This window comes from Proteus myxofaciens ATCC 19692 (assembly GCF_001654855.1).
Lineage (GTDB): Bacteria > Pseudomonadota > Gammaproteobacteria > Enterobacterales > Enterobacteriaceae > Proteus > Proteus myxofaciens.
Genome location: NZ_LXEN01000003.1, coordinates 1 through 22,866 on the forward strand (window position 1 = coordinate 1; position 22,866 = coordinate 22,866).

Consider the following 22,866-nt stretch of genomic DNA (forward strand, 5'->3'; position numbering starts at 1 on the left):
AGTCAATGGTCAATATTTACCTGCAACGGCTATATTAAGTTGGTGGGAAAAAATAAAAATAATTATTAATAAAGGTGCTATTGTTATTTTAGCAGCTGGAAATGGAGGTTTAGATCTCAGCCAATCAGATATAATGGTAAATTATGGTGATAATGGCAGTATACTAGTGGGCGCCTGTTACCATAAAACAGGTAAAAGGGCCAGTTTCTCTAATTATAATCAAGATAATTCTTTGCTTAATTCTTGGGGGGATTGGAGTGTAACGACAACAGGATATGGTGCTTTACAAAAGCTACCTGGAAATGAACGTAATTACACCAATAATTATAGTGGAACATCAAGCGCCACACCATTATGCTCAGGTGCTTTAGCATTAATTCAAGATTATGCGATGAAACATCATCTTATTTTGTCTGCTTGGAGTATGCGAGATATAATAAAAAAATCTAATTATACTGAAGGTGTTGTTGATGGTATTGGATATAGACCTAATGTTGATTATCTATTATATCAAATAGATAAATTAATTTTCTCAGATATTATTAATCAATATCCTGACTACTTTTTAAAATCAGCATTATTTATTTCTTTCAATATTGATATAAATAACAAATCTGAACTAAATTATTTATTTGAGTATGATTCATCCCCTGTTGACAGAGTTGGGTTTGTACTAGTCAACCCGGAGCAAGGAAGCTTTGAATTACAATGGTGTGAATATGGTTATACATTGGTCAGCATTCCTGTTGTAAATAAATCTAATAATATAGAAATAATTAAGTTAAAAATAAGCAAAAAAAATGACTGTGGTTCTTTTACAATGAATTCAGCAGCATCTTGCGACACAATAAAACCGAATAGTTTTTATTTACAACTATTGTACTTAACAGAAGATAATCCTTATGTTGAAATAGATAAATATGAAGGCATATTACCTTTACAGGCAAAAGCATGGTATAACGACAATTATTGTTTAAATATTATGATAAATATTCAGTTAAACTAAAGTGATTCATATAAAATAAATGGATGTATTCTTTTAATAAATCGCATATTCATAAAAACAATCCTATCTAATATTGAATGGATAGGATTTTAAATTACTCCGCCTAAATAACAATCAATAGAATCTGTTAGTAAATGAAATAAACAACCTGCTGCAATTGCTTTAAATTTCCAGGATGGAATAAACCATATAATTAAATAGACAATACCTGCCCAAATTGTATGCAAAGGATGAAAACCAATGCTACAACGATTGGGATCAAAAATGGGCGTCGCTAACAGATGATCTACATCGATAACCATAGTACCTATCATTAACAATGAAGCAAGTCGCCAATTTTTACGCCAAAAAAGATAAGCAAATAAAACAGGTGCTAAAAAATGTAAGCTGTAATGTAAAATAGTTCTTGTAACGTCATCTATCACATTCTGGTCCTTATCATTATAAACCCTATTTTATATTGAAATAATTCACATCGCTATAGAGAAATTATGCTCTTTAAGAAGCTGTGATTTTAAATTGATAACTTTTTTTCGTGGTAATTTAACTAAATTTTTTTATTTGTTAATCAACCAATACGTGTCATTACTTCCACTTAGGCGTATAGTAACTCTTCTCTTAGCAAGCTTAGAAGTCATTCTATTTTATTATGGATTTAGCGTACTCTTATCAAAATATTCAACATCTTCTTATTAATAATATTCCTATTATAGATGTTCGTGCTCCTATTGAGTTTAATCAAGGCGCAATGCCCAATGCCATTAATCTCCCATTAATGAATGATGATGAACGAATGATGGTAGGGACTTGTTATAAACAACATGGCTCTGATAAAGCAATACAATTAGGCCACCAGCTTGTTTGTGGCGATACTAAAGCCAAGCGCATTCATGCTTGGCGTGAAGCTTGTTCACAATTTCCTCAAGGCTATATTTGTTGTGCTAGAGGGGGGTTACGTTCACATATTGTTCAGCAATGGCTAAAAGATATAGGCATTCGTTACCCTCTTATTGAAGGGGGTTACAAAGTCTTAAGGCAAACCGTAATTGAAACGCTAAATGAATTAGTTGAACGACCAATTATATTAGTTGGTGGTTGCACTGGTAATGGTAAAACGGCATTAGTCCGTAGCTTATCTGATGGTGTTGATCTTGAGGGGTTTGCTCATCATCGAGGGTCTTCTTTTGGTCGAACTACACAAGCACAATTTTCCCAAGCCACATTTGAAAATCATCTTACTGTTGATATGTTAAAAAAAGCGCAATATCAAACGCGCTGGGTATTTGAAGATGAAGGCCGTGCTATAGGTGCTAATAGTTTACCCGAAAGTTTGCGTAATAATATGGCGCAAGCTTCATTAGTTGTCGTTGAAGATCCTTTTGAAAGACGTATAGAAAGATTAAAAGAAGAATATTTTGATCGAATGACTCATGACTTTATTACCTTATATGGTGAAGAGAAAGGCTGGCAAGTTTATAGTGATTATTTGCATCATGGACTTTTTGCAATACGTCGTCGATTAGGTTCACAACGAGAAGCACAGCTCAGCACATTGTTAGATGGCGCGTTAAAAGAGCAACAAATAACGGGTGATACGCGAGCACACTTTTCTTGGTTAACTCCTTTGCTGATCGAATATTATGATCCTATGTATCGTTATCAACTCAGCAAGAAACAAGAAAAGATTATGTATCGTGGTAGTTATGAAGACGTTATTAAATGGCTTCAAGTAAATAAATAAATAATAAAATAGCCTCAATAAAATTGATTGAGGCTATATTCTTTTAACTAATATTATTTGACTACTTCACCGCTATCAACAACGGTTTTACGTACTTTATTTGCAAAATCTTGCGCCTCTTGAATAATTACTTTTTCATCGACAGTCAAAAGTTGCCTATCTTGCATTAAGATCTTTCCATCAACAATGGTATGACGAACATTACTTCCGTTTGCACCATAAACAAGGGCTGCATAAGGGCTATACATCGGTACCATATTCGGTGATTTTGTATCAACAACGATAATATCTGCTAATTTTCCCGCTTCTAATGAACCTAATTTATCTTCTAGATGTAATGCTCTGGCTGATCCCATTGTTGCCATTTCAACAACGGTTAAAGGAGGCATCGCCGCCCTATCTTTATTTTCTAATTTATGAATTTTACCGACTAAGTTTAATTCATTCATTGTTGTCAGTGTATTACTAGACATAGGGCCATCAGTACCTAAACCAACACGAACGCCCTTTTCTAACATTGCAGTCACAGGTGCAACACCTTTAGCTGATTTGGTATTTGCACTAATATTATGGGCAACACCTACATCATATTTTTTTAATAGGTCAATATCATTATCGTTCACCATAATAGCGTGTGCAGCAATCACCTTGTTATTTAAAGCGCCAATATCTGCCATATATTGAACAGGGCTTTTACCACCAGTACGTTTAGCAATTTCTTCTTGTTCTCTATCTGTTTCAGCAAGATGTATCATTACAGGAACATCTAATTCCATCGATAATTTAGCAATTTTCTGAAGGTTTTCAGTGGTATTAGTATAAGGGGCATGAGGTGCAAATGCAGGAATAATACGAGGATGATTTTTATATTCATTAATAAAAGTCACCGCGTACTGAATACCTTCTTCAGGTGTTTTAGCATCAGCAACAGGGAAATTAATGACAGATTCTCCTAATACAGCACGGTTTCCCATTTCATCAACCGTTTTAGCAACCTCATCTTCAAAATAATACATATCAACATAGGTTGTTACGCCACCTTTCACCATTTCCACATTAGCAAGATTAGCCCCAACTCGTACCATTTCGCGAGAAACCATTTTATTTTCTAATGGAAAAATATAACGATGAAGTCTATCAGGAACATCATCAGCTAATGAACGAAATACTGTCATAGAGCCGTGAGTATGCGTATTTATAAGTCCTGGCATCACAATATCACCATCAACATCTAACACTTTATCGGCTTGATATTCTTTAGCAATATCAGCACTACCAACAGCGATAATTTTATTATCTTTAACAACAACAGTCCCATTTTCAATAATATTATTGTGTTTATCCATTGTCAGAACAGTACCGTCAACTATCATTAAATCTGCTTTTTTTGCTGCATAGCTTGATAAAGAAACGGCCATAATAGCCACGGCAAATATCGATTTTGAAAACAACATAATAACCTCACGTTAGGATGGGAATTTCCCTGAAAATATGAATTATTTTAATTTAGCTAAGTGTATTTTTGCGTTGTAAAAACCATTTATCTAATTCATTAGCAAAAAGCTGTCGATCGCGTTGATTTAAGCTTGCTGGTCCTCCTGTTTGTATACCACTTGCTCTCATAGTGTCCATAAAATCACGCATGGTTAAGCGCTCTCGAATAGTCGCTGGTGTATAACGTTCACCACGAGGATTAAGCGCTACAGCGCCTTTTTCAAGAACTTCTGCAGCTAATGGAATATCTGCAGTGATAACTAAATCATGTTTAACTACACGACGAACAATTTCATTATCAGCAACATCAAAACCCGCTGACACTTGTAACGTTTTTAAAAAAGGTGATGCAGGTACCGTTAATCTTTGATTTGCAACAAAAGTAATAATTATTTGTTCTCTTTGCGCTGCACGATATAAAATTTCTTTTATTACTTTAGGACAGGCATCAGCATCAACCCAGATAGACATAACTACACTCTCTTTTTATTGAATTCACATTATTAATTTGGCTACGTTAAAATAACATATTCTCATTAATAAATAGGGTATTTAAATAAGATCAATTTTGCAGCCATTAACTTCTTTTAAATCACTGACGATGTTCTGTCACACAATAGCTCTCTTAACACATTAATTGTTATCCCTTATTTCTGTGCCATTATTGTATATTTAAGCCTCTATTATGCATGAAACCTCTTTTTTAATTTGATCCAAATCAAAGGCGTTTTCTATTTACCATTTTGTTGTTGAGCTATAGGTAAAGTTGCTCTATAAAAGCGAATGATAATAATAATTGATATCATTAAGTTTTTAGACAATGTGTACTCAAATAAAAATGTGTTTTGTGTTATCCACTCTCGTTTAAAAGAATTACGGATACAAGTTAACTAATAACAAAGTATGGGCCTTCATATTGTTGATGCAGTGGAATTACTGCATCACAGTTTTATCTCATCAATGATTATCTCCATAGCCTTATAGAGAAATAGAAGGTAGTACAGGAATTAATATATGAAAGAGTCTGTCGTTACCCAAACTATAAGTTCATTAACTGATATTGATTTAACTACTCATTTTGCACTTGAAGGCGATGCTCCTTTTCATGATAGACAAGCGACTATGCCGTGGAGAGGCTCAATACCTCTTGCAAAAGAAATTCAACAAGTAACATGGCAGTCATTATTGCAAAGCCAAACACCAGCCTGTAAACGACTACTTTATTTGCATATACCGTTTTGTGCCACCCATTGTACTTTTTGTGGATTTTACCAAAATAGCTATCACGAAGATGCCTGTTCACGCTATACCGATGCTTTATTACGTGAAATAACAACTGAATCAGATAGTGTACTTTATCAATCAGCCCCTATTCATGCAGTTTATTTTGGTGGTGGTACACCTTCAGCTTTATCAGCAAAAGATCTCTTTCGTATTATTAGCCAATTACGAAAATCATTACCTTTAGCCCCTGATTGTGAAATTACTATTGAAGGTCGTGTTTTAAATTTTGACGATGACCGTATTGATGCTTGTTTAGATGCAGGTGCTAATCGTTTTTCTATTGGGATTCAAACCTTTAATAGCAAAATTAGAAAACGAATGGCGAGAACATCAACGGGAGATGAAGCTGTTTCATTTATGAAGAGATTGTGTCAACGCGATAGAGCCGCTGTTGTATGTGATCTTCTCTTTGGTTTACCAGGTCAAAATAAAGCGAATTGGCATGATGATCTGATTATTGCACAAGATATTGGTTTAGATGGGGTCGATCTCTACGCCTTAAATTTGTTGCCTAATACGCCTTTAGGTAAAGCCGTTGAAAATCAGAGAATCACGATACCTACCCCTATACAACGACGTGATCTCTATCTTCAAGGGTGTGAATTTATGGATAACGTGGGTTGGCGTCAAATCAGTAATAGTCATTGGGCTAGAACCACACGTGAACGTAATTTATACAATTTGCTTATCAAACAAGGTGCTGATTGTTTAGCCTTTGGCTCTGGTGCTGGTGGTTCTATAAATGGTTACTCATGGATGATAGAACGCTCGCTTGATAGCTATTATCAAAAAGTAGATAAGGCACAAAAACCCTTAATGATGATGAGAACTACAGATAGTGGTTTTCGTTGGCGTCATCAGTTACAAGCAGGTATTGAGTGTGGGCGTGTCGATTTAACGCAACTTACGTCACAAGCACATCAACTTTCTCCCTTACTTCGTCAATGGCATCAAACAGGATTAATTGAAAGCGATTCGCTTTGTATTCGATTAACAAATGAAGGCCGTTTTTGGGCAAGTAATTTATTGACGTCACTACAGCAATTAATTTTGCAATTAAACTCACCTAGATAATGTTATTGCTTTTACTTATCTCTAAAAATGGAAATAATAGCCATGAATACAGAGTTACAACAATTTTTAATGACAGAACCTGATGGCACCTTAGAAGCTATCGCAACTCAATTTAATACTACATTACTTGAAGTTGTAAAACATTTGCCTTTAAGCTCCGTGGTGAGTGGTCAGCAGTTTGATACCATTTGGGATAATGTGACTCAATGGGGAAAAGTAACAACGCTGGTGCATACTAAGGACGTTATTTTAGAATTTGGTGGTGAGTTGCCTAGTGGTTTTCATCGTCAAGGCTATTTTAATTTACGTGGTAAACAAGGAATGACAGGGCATATTAAAGCCGAAAATTGTTATTCTATAGCCCTGGTTGAACGTAAATTCATGGGGATGGATACTGCATCTATCTTATTTTTAAATCAAGATGGTGACGCTATGTTTAAGATATTTTTAGGAAGAGATGAACATAGAGTAATTCTATCTGACCAATTAACGGCTTTTCGCCATTTAGCTAAAAGATTACAAGGGGAAAAATAACACATGAAAACATGGGTTATCTTTGGCGCTGGTGGTAAAGGCATTGGTGCTCATATCGCAGATATTGCGGTTGAACAAAAACGCCCTGTCGTTGCGCTAGTGCGAAATCAACAAGCGGCTACTCGATTACAAGAAAAAGGCATTAAAACGGTCATTGGTGATGCAACTGATACAACCGCCGTTGAACAAGTGTTAACACTTGCCGGTAATGAAGCTGATATCATTTCTACTATGGGTGGAGATAATGATTATCTTGCACATCGTACGGTTATCGATATCGCTGAAAACTTAGGTTTTCGCAGAATGCTCATGGTGTCATCATTAGGATGTGGTGATAGCTGGGTAGCACTTTCAGAAAGAGCGAAAGCAGCATTTGGTCAAGCTGTAAGAGAAAAATCATTGGCAGAGGTTTGGTTGCAAACCAGTCGTTTTGATTATGCAATAGTAAGACCCGGCGGCTTACTTAATGGCGAAGAAACAGGAAAAGCGCAACTTTATCAATATGAAGAGACGCACGGTTTAGTTAATCGTCGTGATGTAGCGCGCTTAGTGGCTAAATTATTAGAAGCTGAGTTATTAGACTATCAAATTTATGCTGTTGTAGAACCAGGCTTATTACCGACTAAATAGTATTAATCTTAAGCTTATCCAACTATTGAGAGATAACATAAACGTTATCTCTTTTTTATTTCAACAAGCGAATTGCAAGGCTTAATATCCTAGCCTGTATAACATTTAATCAAGAAGTTTCCAGTTTACTGTCTTCATTGGGGTAACTTATGGCATAATGCCGGCCTATTACCTTTTGTCATCCACTAATAATGAGTATTCGTCTTGTTAATCAGCAATAATATCACTATGCAATTTGGCTCTAAGCCATTATTTGAAAACATCTCTGTCAAATTTGGTGGCGGAAATCGCTATGGTTTGATCGGCGCTAACGGCAGTGGTAAATCCACCTTTATGAAAATTCTTGGTGGCGATTTAACACCAAGTAGCGGAAATGTCTTCCTCGATCCTAATGAACGCCTTGGTAAGCTAAAACAAGACCAATTTGCTTATGAAGAATTCACTGTTCTTGATACTGTCATTATGGGACACACAGAACTTTGGGAAGTCAAACAAGAGCGTGATCGTATTTATAGCCTGCCTGAAATGAGTGAAGAAGATGGCTTATTGGTTGCCGATCTCGAAGTTAAATTTGGCGAAATGGATGGTTATACCGTAGAAGCACGTGCTGGTGAATTATTGCTAAACGTGGGTATTCCATTAGAGCAACATAACGGGCCAATGAGCGAAGTTGCACCAGGTTGGAAATTACGTGTTCTATTAGCACAAGCCCTATTTGCTGATCCTGATATTTTATTACTCGACGAACCAACGAATAACTTGGATATCGATACTATTCGCTGGCTAGAGCAAACGCTTAACGAACGTAATAGTACCATGATCATTATTTCGCATGACCGCCACTTCCTCAATATGGTGTGTACACACATGGCTGACCTTGATTACGGCGGATTAACCGTACATCCTGGTAATTATGATGAGTATATGTTTGCAGCAACGCAAGCACGTGAACGTTTACTTGCTGATAATGCGAAGAAAAAAGCACAAATTAATGAATTACAATCGTTTGTGAGCCGTTTTAGTGCGAATGCATCAAAATCACGCCAAGCAACATCACGTGCTAAACAAATTGAAAAAATTCAATTAACGGAAGTGAAAGCATCAAGTCGTCAAAACCCATTTATTCGCTTTGAACAAGAGAAAAAATTATTCCGCAATGCCCTTGAAGTTGAGAGTATTTCAAAAGGCTACGATGGCAATGCTCCACTGTTCAAAAACGTCGATATGATGCTAGAAGTGGGTGAGAAAGTCGCTGTTTTGGGAACGAATGGTGTGGGTAAAACAACCATGCTCAAAACATTAGTCGGTGAGTTAGCGCCTGATAGTGGTCGCATTAAATGGTCTGAAAATTCAACCATTGGATATTATGCTCAAGATCATGCCACTGACTTTGAAGTTGATATGACGGTGTTTGATTGGATGAGTTTATGGATGAAACCGACAGATGATGAACAATCCGTTCGTAGTGTGTTAGGACGTTTGCTATTTTCACAAGATGATCTTAAAAAATCAGTACAAGTACTTTCTGGTGGTGAAAAAGGCAGAATGTTATTTGGCAAATTAATGATGCAAAAGCCAAATATCTTAATCATGGATGAGCCAACAAACCACTTAGATATGGAATCTATTGAGTCATTAAATATGGCCCTTGAACTCTATCAAGGCACATTAGTGTTTGTTTCACATGACCGTGAATTTGTGAGTTCATTGGCTAATCGTATTATTGAAATAACACCTGAAAAAGTAACCAATTTCCAAGGTAGTTATGATGAGTTTTTAGCAAAAAAAGGCGTTTCATTCTAATTTCATCATCTAAGTAGCAAAATATTATTAAATAAAGCTCGATATTTTATCGGGCTTTTTTTGATCTTTCTCGCTCTCTCCTCTTATTCTACTTCTGTTCTTTTTTCTAAAACTTCCATTATTGATTATTTATATAAATACAAATGAAAATCATTGTTATTTATATTGACTGACAGTCGGTCGTTAATGTATGTTACCGACCATAAGTCAATCAATAGCTTTTTTCATTTTTAATGGAATTATTATGTTGCTACCTACTACACATAAAATAGCACCACATTTTTATATTAATCACACTAAAAAATTACCTTACCTCGTTGTTTTACCTGCTTTATTTTTACTAAATCCTATTTCTTTAGCGATTGCTGAAGAAAAAGTTGAAAAAATAATTGTCACCGCAGGTACAACAGAAAATGATCAAGAAATGCTACCTTATGGCTATATTACTAAAAAGCAAACAACGGCGACAAAAAGTGATGCGACATTATTAGAAACGCCACAAATGGTTTCTGTTATTAATCGTGCTCAACTTGATAATTTACCTTCTGAATCTATCAGCCAAGCATTGCGATATAGCGCAGGTGTTGTAAATGAGAAATTTGGTGCATTTGGAAGTGGTATTGATTACTCAAAAATGCGCGGTTTTGATGCAGATTATTATCTTGATGGCTTAAGAATGCTAGGAAACAGCGGTATTTGGGGACCTCAAATTGATAGTTGGAACTTGCAAAGTCTTGAAGCTGTTCATGGGCCTTCTTCTGCTCTTTATGGCCAAGGAGGGGCTGGTGGAATTATTAATATGGCCTCACGTCGCCCTAGTGCACAAACACAGCATCAAATTCAATTACAAGCAGGTAATAACAATAATCATGGTATTAAATTTGATACAACATCTGCTATCAATGAGGATGAAACATGGCTTTATCGTGTATCAGGCTTAGCTTTAGAACAAGAGTCACAAATCCCATCTTCACGTCAAACTCGCTTTAATATCGCCCCTGCTATCACGTGGAAACCCAATGATACGCTAAGTTGGACATTATTAGGTCAATATCAAAAAGAACCTCGCTTAGGTTATTACAATACGTTACCAGCGCAAGCATTGGGTTTATTACCTAATCCTAATGGTAAAGTTGATTTTAATCGTAATTATAATAATCAAAGTCATGATCACTCTCATCGTAAACAACAATCAGTCACATCTCTATTAAGTTATGAATTTGCACCACAATGGCAATTTAAACAAAATACACGTTTTATGAAGGTGGATACTGAAATCAGTCGAGATTATACCCGTGCATTTTTACCAGGTGATCGCTTATTAACGGCTGTTTATCAAGAAGCCCCTAGCAAATCTGAGACATGGGTAACAGACAACCAATTAATTGGCAAAGTATCAACATGGGAAATTAACCACATCTTAATGGCGGGGTTTGATTATCAACATGGTTATATGACAAAAGATTGGTGGGGTTCACAAACGGTAAGCTTTGATCCTTGGGCTTCACATCATAAACCCGATTTCGATCCTTATCCTGTTTCACGCACATCCACAAAGCAACAGTTTGATCGCTATGGATATTATCTGCAAGATCATCTTAACTGGCAAAAATGGAACTTATTCTTAAGTGGTCGCTATGATAGTGCTGATTTAGATACTCACAATCAAATTTCAGGTCAAACTCAAACCAGTCATAACACCGCATGGAGCCACCGTATTGGCTTAAGTTATGAATTTGATAATGGCATAGCTCCTTGGATAAGCACCTCTGACAGCTTTGATCCTGTATTAGGCACTGATGCTGATGGCAAAGCCTTTGTTCCAATGAAATCAAAACAATATGAAGCCGGTATTAAATATCAAAATTCACAAGCAACACAATTAATCAGTATTGCTGTATATGAATTAACGCAACAAAATGTCACTACCCATAATCCAAGAAACCCTGATTACTATCAACAATCAGGCGAAATTCGCTCTCGTGGTATGGAATTTGAAAGTCGATTTGCCATCACACCGCAAACCAATATGATGCTCAATTATGCTTATACCGATAATGTGGTGACCTCAACAAGTGATCCTAGCACGCTACATAAACACCCTGTGCAAGTCCCTGCACATACTGGATCAGCATGGATAGATTATCGTTTTCAACAACCTTATTTAGAAGGCGCATTATTAGGTGTGGGTGTACGCTATTTAGGCTCTACTTATGGTGATAATACCAACACATTTAAAGTGCCTGCAGTATGGTTAGGCGATGTCAGTTTACGTTATCAACTTTCTGCACTTAATCATGAATTACAAGGTTTAGAATTAGGATTAAATGTCAGTAATATCACTAACAAATCGTATGTTGCGAGTTGTACAAGTTCGACCTATTGCAGTATAGGTACAGATAGAGTTGTACTTGGTGTATTAAATTACTATTTCTAGGAATGAACATGAATAGCTCACGACGTTCATTACTAAAAGGTGCAAGTGTGCTTGCGTTATTATTAGCAACCCCTTTTCCTGTATTTGCCTCACAGCAACATAGAAAAGTGGTTGATATTTTAGGTAGAGCTGTTTTCCTTCCTAAGGAATTAAAGCGAATTTACATTGCTGATAGTGGGCTATTTGTTTTGTATGCCTCACTTAATAAAGACGCTTTTAGTGAGCGTCTTATTGCTATACCGAGTTCATTCCGCACTTCTGATTTAAATATTTATCGACAATATACACAGGCATTTCCTTCTTTATTGTCGTTACCTGAATTTAGTGCAATGTCAAGTGGGCATTTTAATAGTGAAAAACTCATTTCACTAAAACCTGATGTCATTATTGTTGCAACAGGCACTTATCAAGCTATCAATATTAATGGTGTTTTATCACTATTAACTAAAGCCAATATCCCCGTTGTTGCGTTTGATTTAAGTCTTGATCCACTAAAAAATACACCACTTAGCATTACAGAAATGGGAAAATTGCTAGGAAATACTCAGCAAAGCCTAGCAATGAACCAATTTAGTGAGAAATACATCAACCACATCTCATCATTGTTACAAAAAATACCGTTTTTACGACCTAATGTATTATTTGAACGCGCCGCAGGTTTTACACCAGAATGTTGTCTTTCTTATGGTAATGGCAGTATGGGGCAAATGTTATATGCTGCTGGCGGTAATAATTTGGGCTCAGAATATATAAAAGGTAGCTACGGATTGCTTAATCAAGAAACCGTTATTTATTCCAAGCCAGATAAAATATTTTTAACAGGTGCAGATTGGAGTGGTTATAACCCTTCTGGTGATTGGATTAATTTAGGACCAGGTGCAAATTTAGCTCTTGCTAAGCAACAACTCGCTATTTTAATGCAACGGCTTGCCTATAAAACGCTAAATGCGACAAGAAAAAAAGAAGTGTATGCATTATGGCATGTTTTCTACGACAGCCCATTTGGCTTTATTGGCTTATTAAAAATGGCGACATGGCTTCATCCTCAACGCTTTTTTACTCTCGATGTTGATACCGTTTTTCAAGACTATTATGCACAATTTCTTCCTGTTAAATGGCAAGAAGGCTATTGGATAACACTACGTGAAGACGATAAAAACGATAAAGACAATTAAGGAATAACGATGTTTGATATCTACTCACCTGATGCATTACGTAGCAAAATAGAAAAAGATTCAGCAGGAAAAAGAACCATTATTTATTCTGCTAAAGGTCAACCTAATTATATGTATATCGTTCCTCGTTTTTACTTAAACGATGTATCGGATAATCTTGGTAATAATATTCACCCTGCTTTTATTGTTAACAATGAAATTAAAGACCATTTTCTCTACGCTTGCTATCCCGCATCATTACATCAAGGTGAGTTATTAAGTTTACCTAATCAAAAACCAGTAACTCGGCTAGATTTAATAACCTTTCAGAAAAAAGCCCAAAAAACAGGAAAAGGTTTTCATTTAAGTACCCATGCAGAATGGGCTGCATTAATGCTTTGGTGTCGACATCATAATATGCGTGAAAATGGTAATACAGATTATGGTCGCAGTTATCTTAATCCAAGCCAATATACAACACGTGTTGATGGCAGACTTGCCGGTGATACCGATTTTTTAACAGGTGACCCCACAACAATGACTGCACCACAATGGCATGATTGGTATCACGATAATAGTGAATTCGGTATTAGTGATTTATGTGGCAATCTTTGGGAATGGCAAAGTGGCATGCAATTAGATGCAGGTGAAATTCAAATTATCGCTGATAATAACGCGGTATTTTGTGGTGATGAAAATAAAAAAGAACATTGGCAGGCAATTAATTTATCCACAGGACAGCTTTTGCCTATCAATAGTGCTAATAGTGCTAAATACGACTCACCTAGTGATTACTGTGAAGGTAATGCAGGAACACCAATATTATCGACAACCATTCATCATTATAACGGTTACCCTTTAGATAATGGTTACCCTGAGGGATTAATGGAGGGTGAGTTTAATAATATAATGACAAAAAATAATACAAAAGTAGCAACCTTATTTAAAATACTAGGATTATATCCAGCAATAAACCAACAAGATAACGACCAAGTTTATTTACGTAATTACGGTAAACGTGCGTTAATGCGTGGTGGTGCTTGGTATTCACAACAAAATGCAGGAATGCGTACATTATGTTTAAGCCATCATTCTAGCCATATTAGCACTTCTGTCGGCGGTCGCCTTTCATGGATGAACATTTCTAGTTAATTGTACTAATATAATATGATTTACAAAAATATTTGATCAAGTAAATTTACCTTAGTATCATTCGCAATCAAACTTAATGCTAATAATAATGATTATTATTTTGGTGAAACATTGTGATAGATAACCGTAAATTTAAATTAAATCCTGTGGCACTTATATGTTGTGCCAGCATCCCTTTTATGTTTAATTCATTGGCGTTTGCACAAGAGACAGCAAAAAACGAACAAATTGAAAAATTAACAGTAAGTGCTCAAGCACTTAAGGTAGATACCAGCCTACAAGAAACACCGAAATCTGTTTCTATAGTCACACAAAAAGATCTCGAAACACATGCCCCTCAAAAATTGGATGAAGCATTGCGTTATACTTCAGGCGTTGTTTCTCAACCTTATGGTGCCGATAATGATACCGATTGGCTACGTGTTCGCGGTTTTGAAGCTGCGACTTATTTAGATAATAGTCGTCTTTTCCGTGATGGTTACTACACGTGGTTATTAGAACCTTATGGTTTTGAACAAATCGAAGTTGTTAAAGGATCATCTGCGGTATTATTTGGTGAATCAACCCCTGGTGGTGCCATTAATATTGTTCAAAAAAAGCCGACGTTTAATTCTAAGAATGAAGTGTTTCTCGAAGCCGGTAACAACGATCAACGCGGTGTTGGATTCGACTTATCGACAGGCAAAATAGAAGATAGTCGAGTGCGTTATCGTTTAGTGGGTTTAATGAAAAAATCAGACGGTGAATTATCACACACTGATAATAAACGCATTTATTTAGCACCAAGTATGGCGATAAACCTCACTGATGATACCATGCTCACCTTTATGGCATCTTATCTTCATGATGATGGTACACCAACTAATCCATTCTTTACTGCCGCAGGAACGATTATTTCGTCACCTTTTGGTAAAATTAAACCATCAACTAACTTAGGTGAACCTGATTACGACAAATATAAACGTACTCAAATTTCAGTAGGCTATTTACTCGATCACAATATTAACGATGTATGGCGTTTTTCTCAGCGTTTAAACTATGGTTATAACGATTTAACTTTACGTAGTGTTTATGCTTTTCCTAATGCTGATATCACTCAAACTGAATTAAATCGGGGTGTTGTTTTCCGTGATGGCAAAAATCAAAGCATTACCTTTGATAATAATGTTGTCGGTGAATGGGATACTGATAATTTTGAGCATACACTATTAGCTGGCGTAGAATTACAACATCACAGAACTAAAGGCGATGAACAAGATAATTATTCCTTTAGCACAATTAATCCATGGAACCCTATCTATGGGCGCTATACCCCTCTTGATTCAGCAAATAATATCAATCGTACAATTGATAAAACGCAATACAGCCTTTATTCCCAGTATCAAACCAAATTTGATAGTCGCTGGATTGGCGTTGCAGGAATTCGCCAAGATTGGGTAAAAACAGAAAATAAAACTCACCAGCAACATGTTGAAAAATCACGTACTGATAGCGAATTCAGTCTTAATACAGGATTAATGTACCTTGCTGATAATGGTTTATCACCGTATGTAAACTATTCTCAATCTTTTGAAGTGATGAGTACTATCGATCCTGCAACTCAGGATTTATATAAACCTTTAAAAGGCGATCAAATTGAAGCAGGTATTAAATATACACCTGATTTTATTGATGGATTCTTTAATATTGCATGGTTTGATATTACTCAGAAAAATGCATTAGTGGCCAACCCTGATACCTTTGTTTCGACTCAAACAGGGAAAGTCACCTCAAAAGGAATCGAATTAAGTAGTGAAGTACAGTTAACTGAGCGTATTGCACTGAAAGGCAATTATACTTATACCGATATGAAAACCGATAACACAGGGGGACGCGGCAAGCAACAAGCTGCACTTATTCCTAAAAATATGGCGTCAGTTTGGGGAAGCTATACACTTCCTATTACAGCAACCCAAGATATCACACTCGGTACTGGTGTTCGTTATATCGGTAAATCAAAAGATAACCCTGCAAATCCAGCAGGAAAAGATTTAACTGTAGCAAGTGCAACGCTATGGGATATGGCAGCGACCTATAATATTGACAAACAGTGGCAATTACAGCTTAACGTAAACAATATTCTTGATAAAGAATACCTCTCTGGTTGCGATTATTACTGCTATTATGGACAATCTCGATCTGTATTATTGAATGCCAAATACCGTTGGTGATCTTTTTATTTATTCCGCTTTATCTTAGATAAGGCGGAATACTATTAGTGAATTAAGTCATTATGTTTGAACTTACTGATATCAAAATGGTTCGCGGTGGGCGCACTATTTTATCTCTTCCTTCACTGTCTATTTCAGATACAGGCTTAACGATTGTTCTTGGCCATAATGGTTCAGGTAAATCAACATTAGTTAGTCTATTATCAGGACAACAAACTCCTGATAGTGGTAACATTCTCCTTAATCATCGTGATATTTATCAATATAAAACACGAGAACTCGCCAAAAAAATTGCTTTTTTACCACAAAAATTACCTACATCAGCAGGATTAACGGTAAAAGAATTAGTCCGTTTAGGGCGTTTTCCATGGCGTGGCACATTAGGCCGTTGGAATAATCAAGACGAAGAAATTATCATAGAAGCAATGAAAAAAGCGGGTGTATTATCTTTTGCGAATACACTGGCAGATGATTTATCGGGTGGTGAACGCCAACGTGCTTGGGTTGCTATGTTATTAGCACAACAATCGCCAATTCTAATTTTAGATGAACCAACATCAGCATTAGATATTCATCATCAATATCAATTAATGGAATTATTGAGTGAATTAAACCAAACTCAACATGTTGGTATTATTGTGATATTGCATGATCTTAATCTCGCATTACGTTATGCCAGCCATATTATAGCGCTTAAAAAAGGAACGATTGCTTTTGAAGGTGACGCTTCGTTATTGCGTGATGAAAATAGACTTTCTACACTCTATGAAACCCCCATCAAATTAATTGATCACCCAGATAATAAAATGGGCGAAAACCAATATAAGGTGGCGGTGGTATGCGTATAAATATTATTAATTCATTAAAATTTCTTTTTCTATTTGCTACGATTTTATTATTAACCCAAACAGCAAAAGCGACTCAATATAATAATAGTAGAATTGCTAAAAACACGCCTCAACGTATCGTTGTTTTAGATTGGGATTTACTTGAGCAAATATTAACTCTTGATGTTATTCCTGTTGGTGCAACTGAACTTAAAGGCTATAGACAATGGGTTGTACACCCTAGAGCACCTGATTCTATTGAGGATGTGGGGAGTCGTGCAGAACCTAATCTAGAAAAAATAGCCACATTAAAACCTGATGTTATTTTAGCATCAAGTTCACAACAAGATTTATTACCTGTTTTAAAAACAATTGCTCCTGTTGTGTATTTACCTAATTTTTCTCGCCAAGATAATGATGCAGAAGTCGCCATAGCGCATTTCTTTACTTTAGCTAAATTACTCGATAAACAAGATATTGCTAAACAAAAACTTGATGAAATGAATGCGACTTTTACGCGATTAAAAACTAAGTTACAACAAGCATACCCCACATTACCAGAAGTCGCTGTTATTCGTTTTTCAACATTAACGGCGGTTTTTCTTTATACAGAAAACTCCTCGACAAACTATGTATTAACTCACTTAGGATTAAAGCCAGCAATTTCATTACCTCCCCAAGCTTGGGGGATTGATCAGCGTAGAATGAACTCATTACAAAATATCACTAGTGGTTATGTTCTTTATATGTTGCCCTTCCCTGATGAAGAAAAAATAGCCAACTCTATTTTATGGCAAGCCATGCCCTTTGTGCGTAATGGTCATTTCAATGCTGTAAATCCAGTTTGGAATTATGGCGGAATAACGTCATTAACCCTAATGGCAGAAGCAATAACAGATAGTCTGTTAGCAGTGGCACCAAAACATGAAAATTAATCTGTTGATACGCTATTTTTTAGCAATAATCTTATTAGGCATTATCAGTTTACAACTGGATAACTCACTTCCTATTTTTCATCAATTAACACTGCTTTCAAACACAGAAATAACACCCCCTTTTTCAGATGTATTTTATCAACATGCACAACTTCCTCGCCTAGTCATGACCGTGATTATTGGTGCTGTATTTGGTGTTGTGGGTAGTTTAATGCAACAATTAACTCAAAATAATCTGACATCACCTTTAACGCTAGGTACATCATCGGGGGCATGGCTAGCTTTAGTGATAGTGAATATTTGGTTTATAGATTGGGTGGCAGATTACAGTGCATTAGCTGCAACATTAGGTGCATTAATTGCCTTCAGTCTAGTCATTATTATTGCAGGAATTCGTAATATGACGGGCTTGCCCTTAGTTGTATCAGGCATGGTCGTTAATATTCTTTTAGGAGCAATAGCAACCGCATTAATTACCCTCAATTCGCAGTTTGCACAAAATATTTTTATGTGGGGTGCTGGTGATTTAGCACAAGATGGTTGGCATAATGTCATCTGGTTATTACCTCGTATTTTACCCATCTTATTTATTTTTATTTTTGCCCCTCGTATTCTAACTTTATTACGCTTAGGTCATGAAGGGGCTACAGCGAGAGGCCTCGCTGTTTTACCTTCATTTGCATTTTTTATTATTCTAAGTACTTGGCTAGTGGCGGCCTCAATAACTGTTGTCGGTGTAATTAGCTTTATCGGATTACTTGCACCTAATATAGTAAGAACGTTAGGCGCAAGAACTGCTCGTGAAGAACTTATAGCCAGTGGGTTAATGGGTGTTTGTTTACTTCTTATTACTGATAGCTTAGCGATAATTATCGGGCAATGGTTAAATACCGTTATTCCTAGCGGTGTAACAGCTGCTGCGATTGGTGCTCCTGCTCTTATTTGGTTTAGTCGTAAAAAAACACGTGCACAAGATAGACTCTCTATTTCAATTATTGCTCAGACAAAAAAGCTTTCTTATATCACGGTTACTGCCATCATATTGTTATTAATATTGGGAGCTGCATTTACAACCTTTATTCATATACAAGATAAACAATGGTCATGGGAATTACCGTCTATTTATCAATGGGCTTTACGCTGGCCACGATTATTAACGGCATTATTTGCAGGTGTTGCCTTGGCAATTGCAGGTGTTATCTTACAAAGACTTATTTATAACCCATTAGCGAGCCCTGATATATTAGGCGTTTCATCTGGTGCAACCTTTGCATTAGTACTTTCTAGCTTAATTTTTGGTAGTGCTGTATATACTTCTCAATGGAGCATTGCTTTATTAGGTAGTCTCTTTGTTATGATAGTTCTATTATTATTAGGAAGGAGAGAAAAATATGCTCCTGCAAACTTAATTTTAATAGGAATAGCATTAACCGCGTGTTTAGAAGCATTTATTCAATTCTTTTTAGCTAAAGGTGCATTAAGTAGCTATAAAATATTACTCTGGCTATCTGGCTCAACTTATCGTGTCACCGGTGAACAAGCAGGTTATTTTGCTATTGCAATAGTAATTATCTCCGCATTTGTTTTATTAATAACTCGCTGGTTAACCTTAATTTCAATTAGCCGTGATTTTGCTAAAGCTCGAGGATTACAAACTGAGCTAACCAGTATCATATTACTTATTACTGTCTCTGTATTATGTGCATTAGTCACATCAACAATCGGCCCCATTGCTTTTATTGGTTTAGTTGCTCCCCATATGGCGGTCTTAATCGGTGCGCAGAAAGTTAAATTACAGATTATTATCTCTGCATTAATTGGTGCCACACTAATGGTATGGGCTGATTGGTTAGGGCAAGTATTTATTTATCCTGCACAAATTGCAGCAGGGACATTAGTCGCTATTTTAGGCGGAAGTTATTTCCTTTGCTTAATGATCCTTAATCGTCGCCATTAATAATATAAGCCTTAGATAATTGAGTATCGTCGCTACTATCTGAGGCTTATTTTTATATTTTCTATTCACTTAATCTGTCTGTGTTTTTGATATTAGCCAACTTATTGATCATAATATTCTTATCAATACACATCCTGAAATGCTCGCTATTTTTATTAATGGTAGTTTAGAAGCGGCAGCATTATCTATCGCTAATAGTATTAATGGTGATAAAGCGCTGCAAGATGCCAAATCCACATTAGATATGTTATTAGATAGCTTAAAAATTAAAGAGTAATAACAATAATTATCATTAAAAAATAACGAGAATAAATCTCGTTATTTGCTGTTTTTTTATTATTATTCACGGGAGCTTGCCATTGTGCACATCATAGTTAGCTTAATAATTGGCTAAATTGTTTATATAACATATTACCTAACGTTTTGGCATCATACTCTTTGCTATGCTCTAAATTATCAACAGCAGCATGCATGCCATGATAAATAAGTGTACTGGTTAAATCAGGCTGTAAAACCTGCCATGTTTTATTTTTCGCGCCACCAATTAAAATAGTTTGTAACTGTTGCATTGCCCTATTTTCATGAATATTACTGCTTTGGTGAAATGCTTGATGAAATAACATGTCATGTAATTCTCGTTTTTCAACATACGCTATAACACTCGTTTCGCACCATTGTTTTAATTTTTCACGATATGCATCTGGCTGGCAACGGGCAATGGCCTCTTCAACCATATTAATATACCAATCCATATAACGTATTCTAAGCGCATCAAGGACATCTGTTTTCGCCGAAAAATAGTGGTAATACGTACCTTTAGCAACACCGGCTTGCTTTACGATATCGCTAACGGTTGTTGCTTCAAATCCTTTTTCAAGAAAAAGCGCTTCTGCTGCATTCATTAATTCTTCTAAACGTATTTCTGCAGGCTTCGTTCTTGGTTTATCTATAATTTGTTCTTTTTCTGACATTGCTTATCTCCTTCAAGTCGCTTCCAAAGATTACTCTATATTGAACATAGTCTCAATCATGATGAATGAAACTCATTATCAATAGTGATTGACCGACGGTCGGTCGAGTATTATGATGTCGATAATATTCAATAATTAAGGCAATAAACTTATGACTTATTTAAAACGATTGTCGCTTATCAGTGCTATCTGCTTAGGGACATTTATGGCAACGTTGGATATTAGTATTGTAAATGTTGCACTGCCAACGATACAAAATGATATCCATGCCGATATGGCAACATTACAATGGATTGTTGATGCATATGCTTTATGTTTATCAGCATGTATTCTTTCATCAGGACCTTTAAGTGATCGTTTTGGTCGAAAAAAAGTATGGTTATGGGGTGTGGTTGTTTTCACATTAGGCTCATTGCTTTGTGCTATCGCTCAGCAACATGAAATGCTTATTGTGGGTAGAATTATTCAAGGTATTGCAGCTGCTGCACTTATACCCGGTGCTCTTTCCTTAATTACTCATGCTTTTCCTATTGATATAGAACGTATTAGAATTATTGGAATATGGTCTTCTGTAAGCGCATTATCGTTAATTATTGGCCCTATATTAGGTGGTGTTTTAGTCCATGTTAGTGGCTGGCCTAGTATATTTCTTATTAATATTCCGATTGGTGTTATTACCGTTTTATTAGGGTGGTATGGATTAAAAGAAAGTGCAGATCCTGAAAATGTGGCACTTGATCCTCTAGGACAATTAACAAGTATGTTAGGTCTAGGTTTATTAACTTATGGTCTTATTGAGGCTGGCTCTGTCGGCTGGTCGCATATAATAACACTTTCAACATTGATTACTGGTGCTATTTTCCTAGTACTCTTTATTATGATTGAAAAACGCGTTCCACGACCTTTACTTCCTTTACACCTTTTTAAAGATAGAGCTTTCTTTCAATATAATCTTTCATCATTTACATTAGGTTTTGCTACCTATAGTAATGTATTTTTTATCGCCTTCTTTTTACAAAAAGCACAAGGTTGGAGTGCGCTAGAAACAGGTTGGAGAATGGCACCAGAATTTATTGCTATGGCACTTTTCTCGATGTCTTTTGGTCGTTTTTCTGCTTATTTTTCTGTTAGAAAATTAATGGTATGTGGCTTTTTATTTATCGCTATTTCGTCTTGTTTATTAGCAACATTACATACAGATAGTCATTATGGAATTACGGGATGCTATTTATTTGTATTAGGTGCAGGAATGGGATTATCAACACCCGCAATTGGTGCTTTAGTGATGAAAAGTGTTCCGCCTTCTCGTTCAGGTATGGCTTCAGCGACAATGAATGCATTAAGACAAACAGGAATGACAATGGGAATTGCATTATTAGGGACATTAATGGTGCAACAAGCTATCCATTATATGATTGAACAAAGTCAGCTATTAGGAATACCTGCAAGTAATATCGATATCATAAGCCTTGTGACAGAGAATACACATAATGCGTTAGCACCATCATTTATTGCTTTATTACCAGAAGCATTTAATTCAGGCTTTGCTTATGCTATCGCTACTGCGGGTATTTCTTGTTTTGTCACCTTGGTAATAGTGTTATTCCCATTAAAATTAAAAAATGGCGCAGTAACTCAACAAATGACAGATTAACTC

Annotated in this window: 19 protein-coding genes; 15 read left to right on the forward strand and 4 right to left on the reverse strand. The window is 36.0% G+C overall.

Going from position 1 to position 22,866, the window contains the following annotated elements; translation table 11 throughout:
- A partial coding sequence (locus M983_RS00145; RefSeq protein WP_157091897.1) for a S8 family serine peptidase occupies window positions 1–1,006 on the forward strand: 1,006 nt, incomplete at its 5' end.
- Window positions 1,007–1,095: 89 nt separating this feature from the next.
- Here the strand turns inward: M983_RS00145 and M983_RS00150 are convergent.
- Window positions 1,096–1,431 carry a DUF6122 family protein gene (locus tag M983_RS00150; RefSeq protein WP_066745145.1) on the reverse strand — a complete coding sequence of 112 codons (336 nt, stop codon included), beginning with the start codon at window positions 1,429–1,431 and terminating at the stop codon, window positions 1,096–1,098.
- Between the two features lie 224 nt (window positions 1,432–1,655).
- On the opposite strand from M983_RS00150, the gene mnmH reads away from it, so the two are divergent.
- A complete protein-coding gene (mnmH, locus tag M983_RS00155; protein WP_066745156.1) occupies window positions 1,656–2,747 on the forward strand; it encodes a tRNA 2-selenouridine(34) synthase MnmH in 1,092 nt (363 codons plus the stop codon).
- A 53-nt stretch (window positions 2,748–2,800) separates the two neighbouring features.
- On the opposite strand, the gene M983_RS00160 is transcribed toward mnmH, so the two are convergent.
- Window positions 2,801–4,201, reverse strand: a complete 1,401-nt coding sequence (locus M983_RS00160; protein ID WP_066745159.1) for an amidohydrolase — start codon at window positions 4,199–4,201, stop codon at window positions 2,801–2,803.
- A gap of 52 nt (window positions 4,202–4,253) precedes the next feature.
- Window positions 4,254–4,712 (reverse strand): YaiI/YqxD family protein, encoded by a 459-nt coding sequence (locus tag M983_RS00165; RefSeq protein ID WP_066745162.1) that lies wholly within the window; start codon window positions 4,710–4,712, stop codon window positions 4,254–4,256.
- Between the two features lie 543 nt (window positions 4,713–5,255).
- Between M983_RS00165 and hutW the strand changes: the two genes are divergently transcribed.
- From hutW to M983_RS17315, 12 genes are all read left to right on the forward strand, one after another.
- The gene (gene hutW, locus M983_RS00170; protein ID WP_066745165.1) at window positions 5,256–6,599 is read left to right on the forward strand and encodes a heme anaerobic degradation radical SAM methyltransferase ChuW/HutW; all 1,344 of its coding nucleotides are present in this window, start codon (window positions 5,256–5,258) and stop codon (window positions 6,597–6,599) included.
- Between the two features lie 42 nt (window positions 6,600–6,641).
- Window positions 6,642–7,133 (forward strand): heme utilization cystosolic carrier protein HutX, encoded by a 492-nt coding sequence (gene hutX, locus M983_RS00175; RefSeq protein WP_066745168.1) that lies wholly within the window; start codon window positions 6,642–6,644, stop codon window positions 7,131–7,133.
- A gap of 3 nt (window positions 7,134–7,136) precedes the next feature.
- On the forward strand, window positions 7,137–7,763 hold the full coding sequence (locus tag M983_RS00180; RefSeq protein ID WP_066745171.1) for an NAD(P)H-binding protein: 627 nt from the start codon (window positions 7,137–7,139) through the stop codon (window positions 7,761–7,763).
- Window positions 7,764–7,967: 204 nt separating this feature from the next.
- A complete protein-coding gene (locus M983_RS00185) occupies window positions 7,968–9,566 on the forward strand; it encodes an ABC-F family ATPase (RefSeq protein ID WP_066745174.1) in 1,599 nt (532 codons plus the stop codon).
- A 244-nt stretch (window positions 9,567–9,810) separates the two neighbouring features.
- On the forward strand, window positions 9,811–12,003 hold the full coding sequence (locus tag M983_RS00190; RefSeq protein ID WP_167348660.1) for a TonB-dependent siderophore receptor: 2,193 nt from the start codon (window positions 9,811–9,813) through the stop codon (window positions 12,001–12,003).
- Between the two features lie 8 nt (window positions 12,004–12,011).
- A complete protein-coding gene (locus tag M983_RS00195) occupies window positions 12,012–13,178 on the forward strand; it encodes an ABC transporter substrate-binding protein (RefSeq protein WP_167348661.1) in 1,167 nt (388 codons plus the stop codon).
- A gap of 9 nt (window positions 13,179–13,187) precedes the next feature.
- A complete protein-coding gene (locus M983_RS00200; RefSeq protein WP_066745182.1) occupies window positions 13,188–14,309 on the forward strand; it encodes a hypothetical protein in 1,122 nt (373 codons plus the stop codon).
- A 113-nt stretch (window positions 14,310–14,422) separates the two neighbouring features.
- Complete coding sequence (locus M983_RS00205; RefSeq protein WP_066745184.1) at window positions 14,423–16,519, forward strand: TonB-dependent siderophore receptor; 2,097 nt, start codon at window positions 14,423–14,425, stop codon at window positions 16,517–16,519.
- A 62-nt stretch (window positions 16,520–16,581) separates the two neighbouring features.
- The gene (locus tag M983_RS00210) at window positions 16,582–17,367 is read left to right on the forward strand and encodes an ABC transporter ATP-binding protein (RefSeq protein WP_066745185.1); all 786 of its coding nucleotides are present in this window, start codon (window positions 16,582–16,584) and stop codon (window positions 17,365–17,367) included.
- Complete coding sequence (locus tag M983_RS00215; RefSeq protein WP_083954506.1) at window positions 17,358–18,281, forward strand: iron-siderophore ABC transporter substrate-binding protein; 924 nt, start codon at window positions 17,358–17,360, stop codon at window positions 18,279–18,281. The genes M983_RS00210 and M983_RS00215 overlap by 10 nt, the downstream gene beginning before the upstream one ends.
- Window positions 18,271–20,238, forward strand: a complete 1,968-nt coding sequence (gene fhuB, locus M983_RS00220; RefSeq protein WP_066745188.1) for a Fe(3+)-hydroxamate ABC transporter permease FhuB — start codon at window positions 18,271–18,273, stop codon at window positions 20,236–20,238. The genes M983_RS00215 and fhuB overlap by 11 nt, the downstream gene beginning before the upstream one ends.
- Window positions 20,239–20,341: 103 nt before the next feature.
- Window positions 20,342–20,515 (forward strand): hypothetical protein, encoded by a 174-nt coding sequence (locus M983_RS17315; RefSeq protein WP_342671333.1) that lies wholly within the window; start codon window positions 20,342–20,344, stop codon window positions 20,513–20,515.
- A 97-nt stretch (window positions 20,516–20,612) separates the two neighbouring features.
- Here M983_RS17315 and M983_RS00225 read toward each other — a convergent pair whose 3' ends face one another.
- On the reverse strand, window positions 20,613–21,209 hold the full coding sequence (locus tag M983_RS00225) for a TetR/AcrR family transcriptional regulator (RefSeq protein ID WP_066745194.1): 597 nt from the start codon (window positions 21,207–21,209) through the stop codon (window positions 20,613–20,615).
- 151 nt (window positions 21,210–21,360) lie between these two features.
- Here M983_RS00225 and M983_RS00230 point away from each other — a divergent pair, with 151 nt between their 5' ends.
- Window positions 21,361–22,863 (forward strand): MFS transporter, encoded by a 1,503-nt coding sequence (locus M983_RS00230; RefSeq protein WP_066745197.1) that lies wholly within the window; start codon window positions 21,361–21,363, stop codon window positions 22,861–22,863.
- Window positions 22,864–22,866 lie beyond the last annotated feature (3 nt).

Bases quoted from the DNA above. Each gene is read 5' to 3' on its own strand.
- mnmH (WP_066745156.1), top strand. From the start codon at position 1,656: ATGGATTTAGCGTACTCTTATCAAAATATTCAACATCTTCTTATTAAT.
- M983_RS00160 (WP_066745159.1), bottom strand. From the start codon at position 4,201: ATGTTGTTTTCAAAATCGATATTTGCCGTGGCTATTATGGCCGTTTCT.
- M983_RS00165 (WP_066745162.1), bottom strand. From the start codon at position 4,712: ATGTCTATCTGGGTTGATGCTGATGCCTGTCCTAAAGTAATAAAAGAA.
- hutW (WP_066745165.1), top strand. From the start codon at position 5,256: ATGAAAGAGTCTGTCGTTACCCAAACTATAAGTTCATTAACTGATATT.
- hutX (WP_066745168.1), top strand. From the start codon at position 6,642: ATGAATACAGAGTTACAACAATTTTTAATGACAGAACCTGATGGCACC.
- M983_RS00180 (WP_066745171.1), top strand. From the start codon at position 7,137: ATGAAAACATGGGTTATCTTTGGCGCTGGTGGTAAAGGCATTGGTGCT.
- M983_RS00190 (WP_167348660.1), top strand. From the start codon at position 9,811: ATGTTGCTACCTACTACACATAAAATAGCACCACATTTTTATATTAAT.
- M983_RS00195 (WP_167348661.1), top strand. From the start codon at position 12,012: ATGAATAGCTCACGACGTTCATTACTAAAAGGTGCAAGTGTGCTTGCG.
- M983_RS00200 (WP_066745182.1), top strand. From the start codon at position 13,188: ATGTTTGATATCTACTCACCTGATGCATTACGTAGCAAAATAGAAAAA.
- M983_RS00210 (WP_066745185.1), top strand. From the start codon at position 16,582: ATGTTTGAACTTACTGATATCAAAATGGTTCGCGGTGGGCGCACTATT.
- M983_RS00215 (WP_083954506.1), top strand. From the start codon at position 17,358: ATGCGTATAAATATTATTAATTCATTAAAATTTCTTTTTCTATTTGCT.
- fhuB (WP_066745188.1), top strand. From the start codon at position 18,271: ATGAAAATTAATCTGTTGATACGCTATTTTTTAGCAATAATCTTATTA.
- M983_RS00225 (WP_066745194.1), bottom strand. From the start codon at position 21,209: ATGTCAGAAAAAGAACAAATTATAGATAAACCAAGAACGAAGCCTGCA.
- M983_RS00230 (WP_066745197.1), top strand. From the start codon at position 21,361: ATGACTTATTTAAAACGATTGTCGCTTATCAGTGCTATCTGCTTAGGG.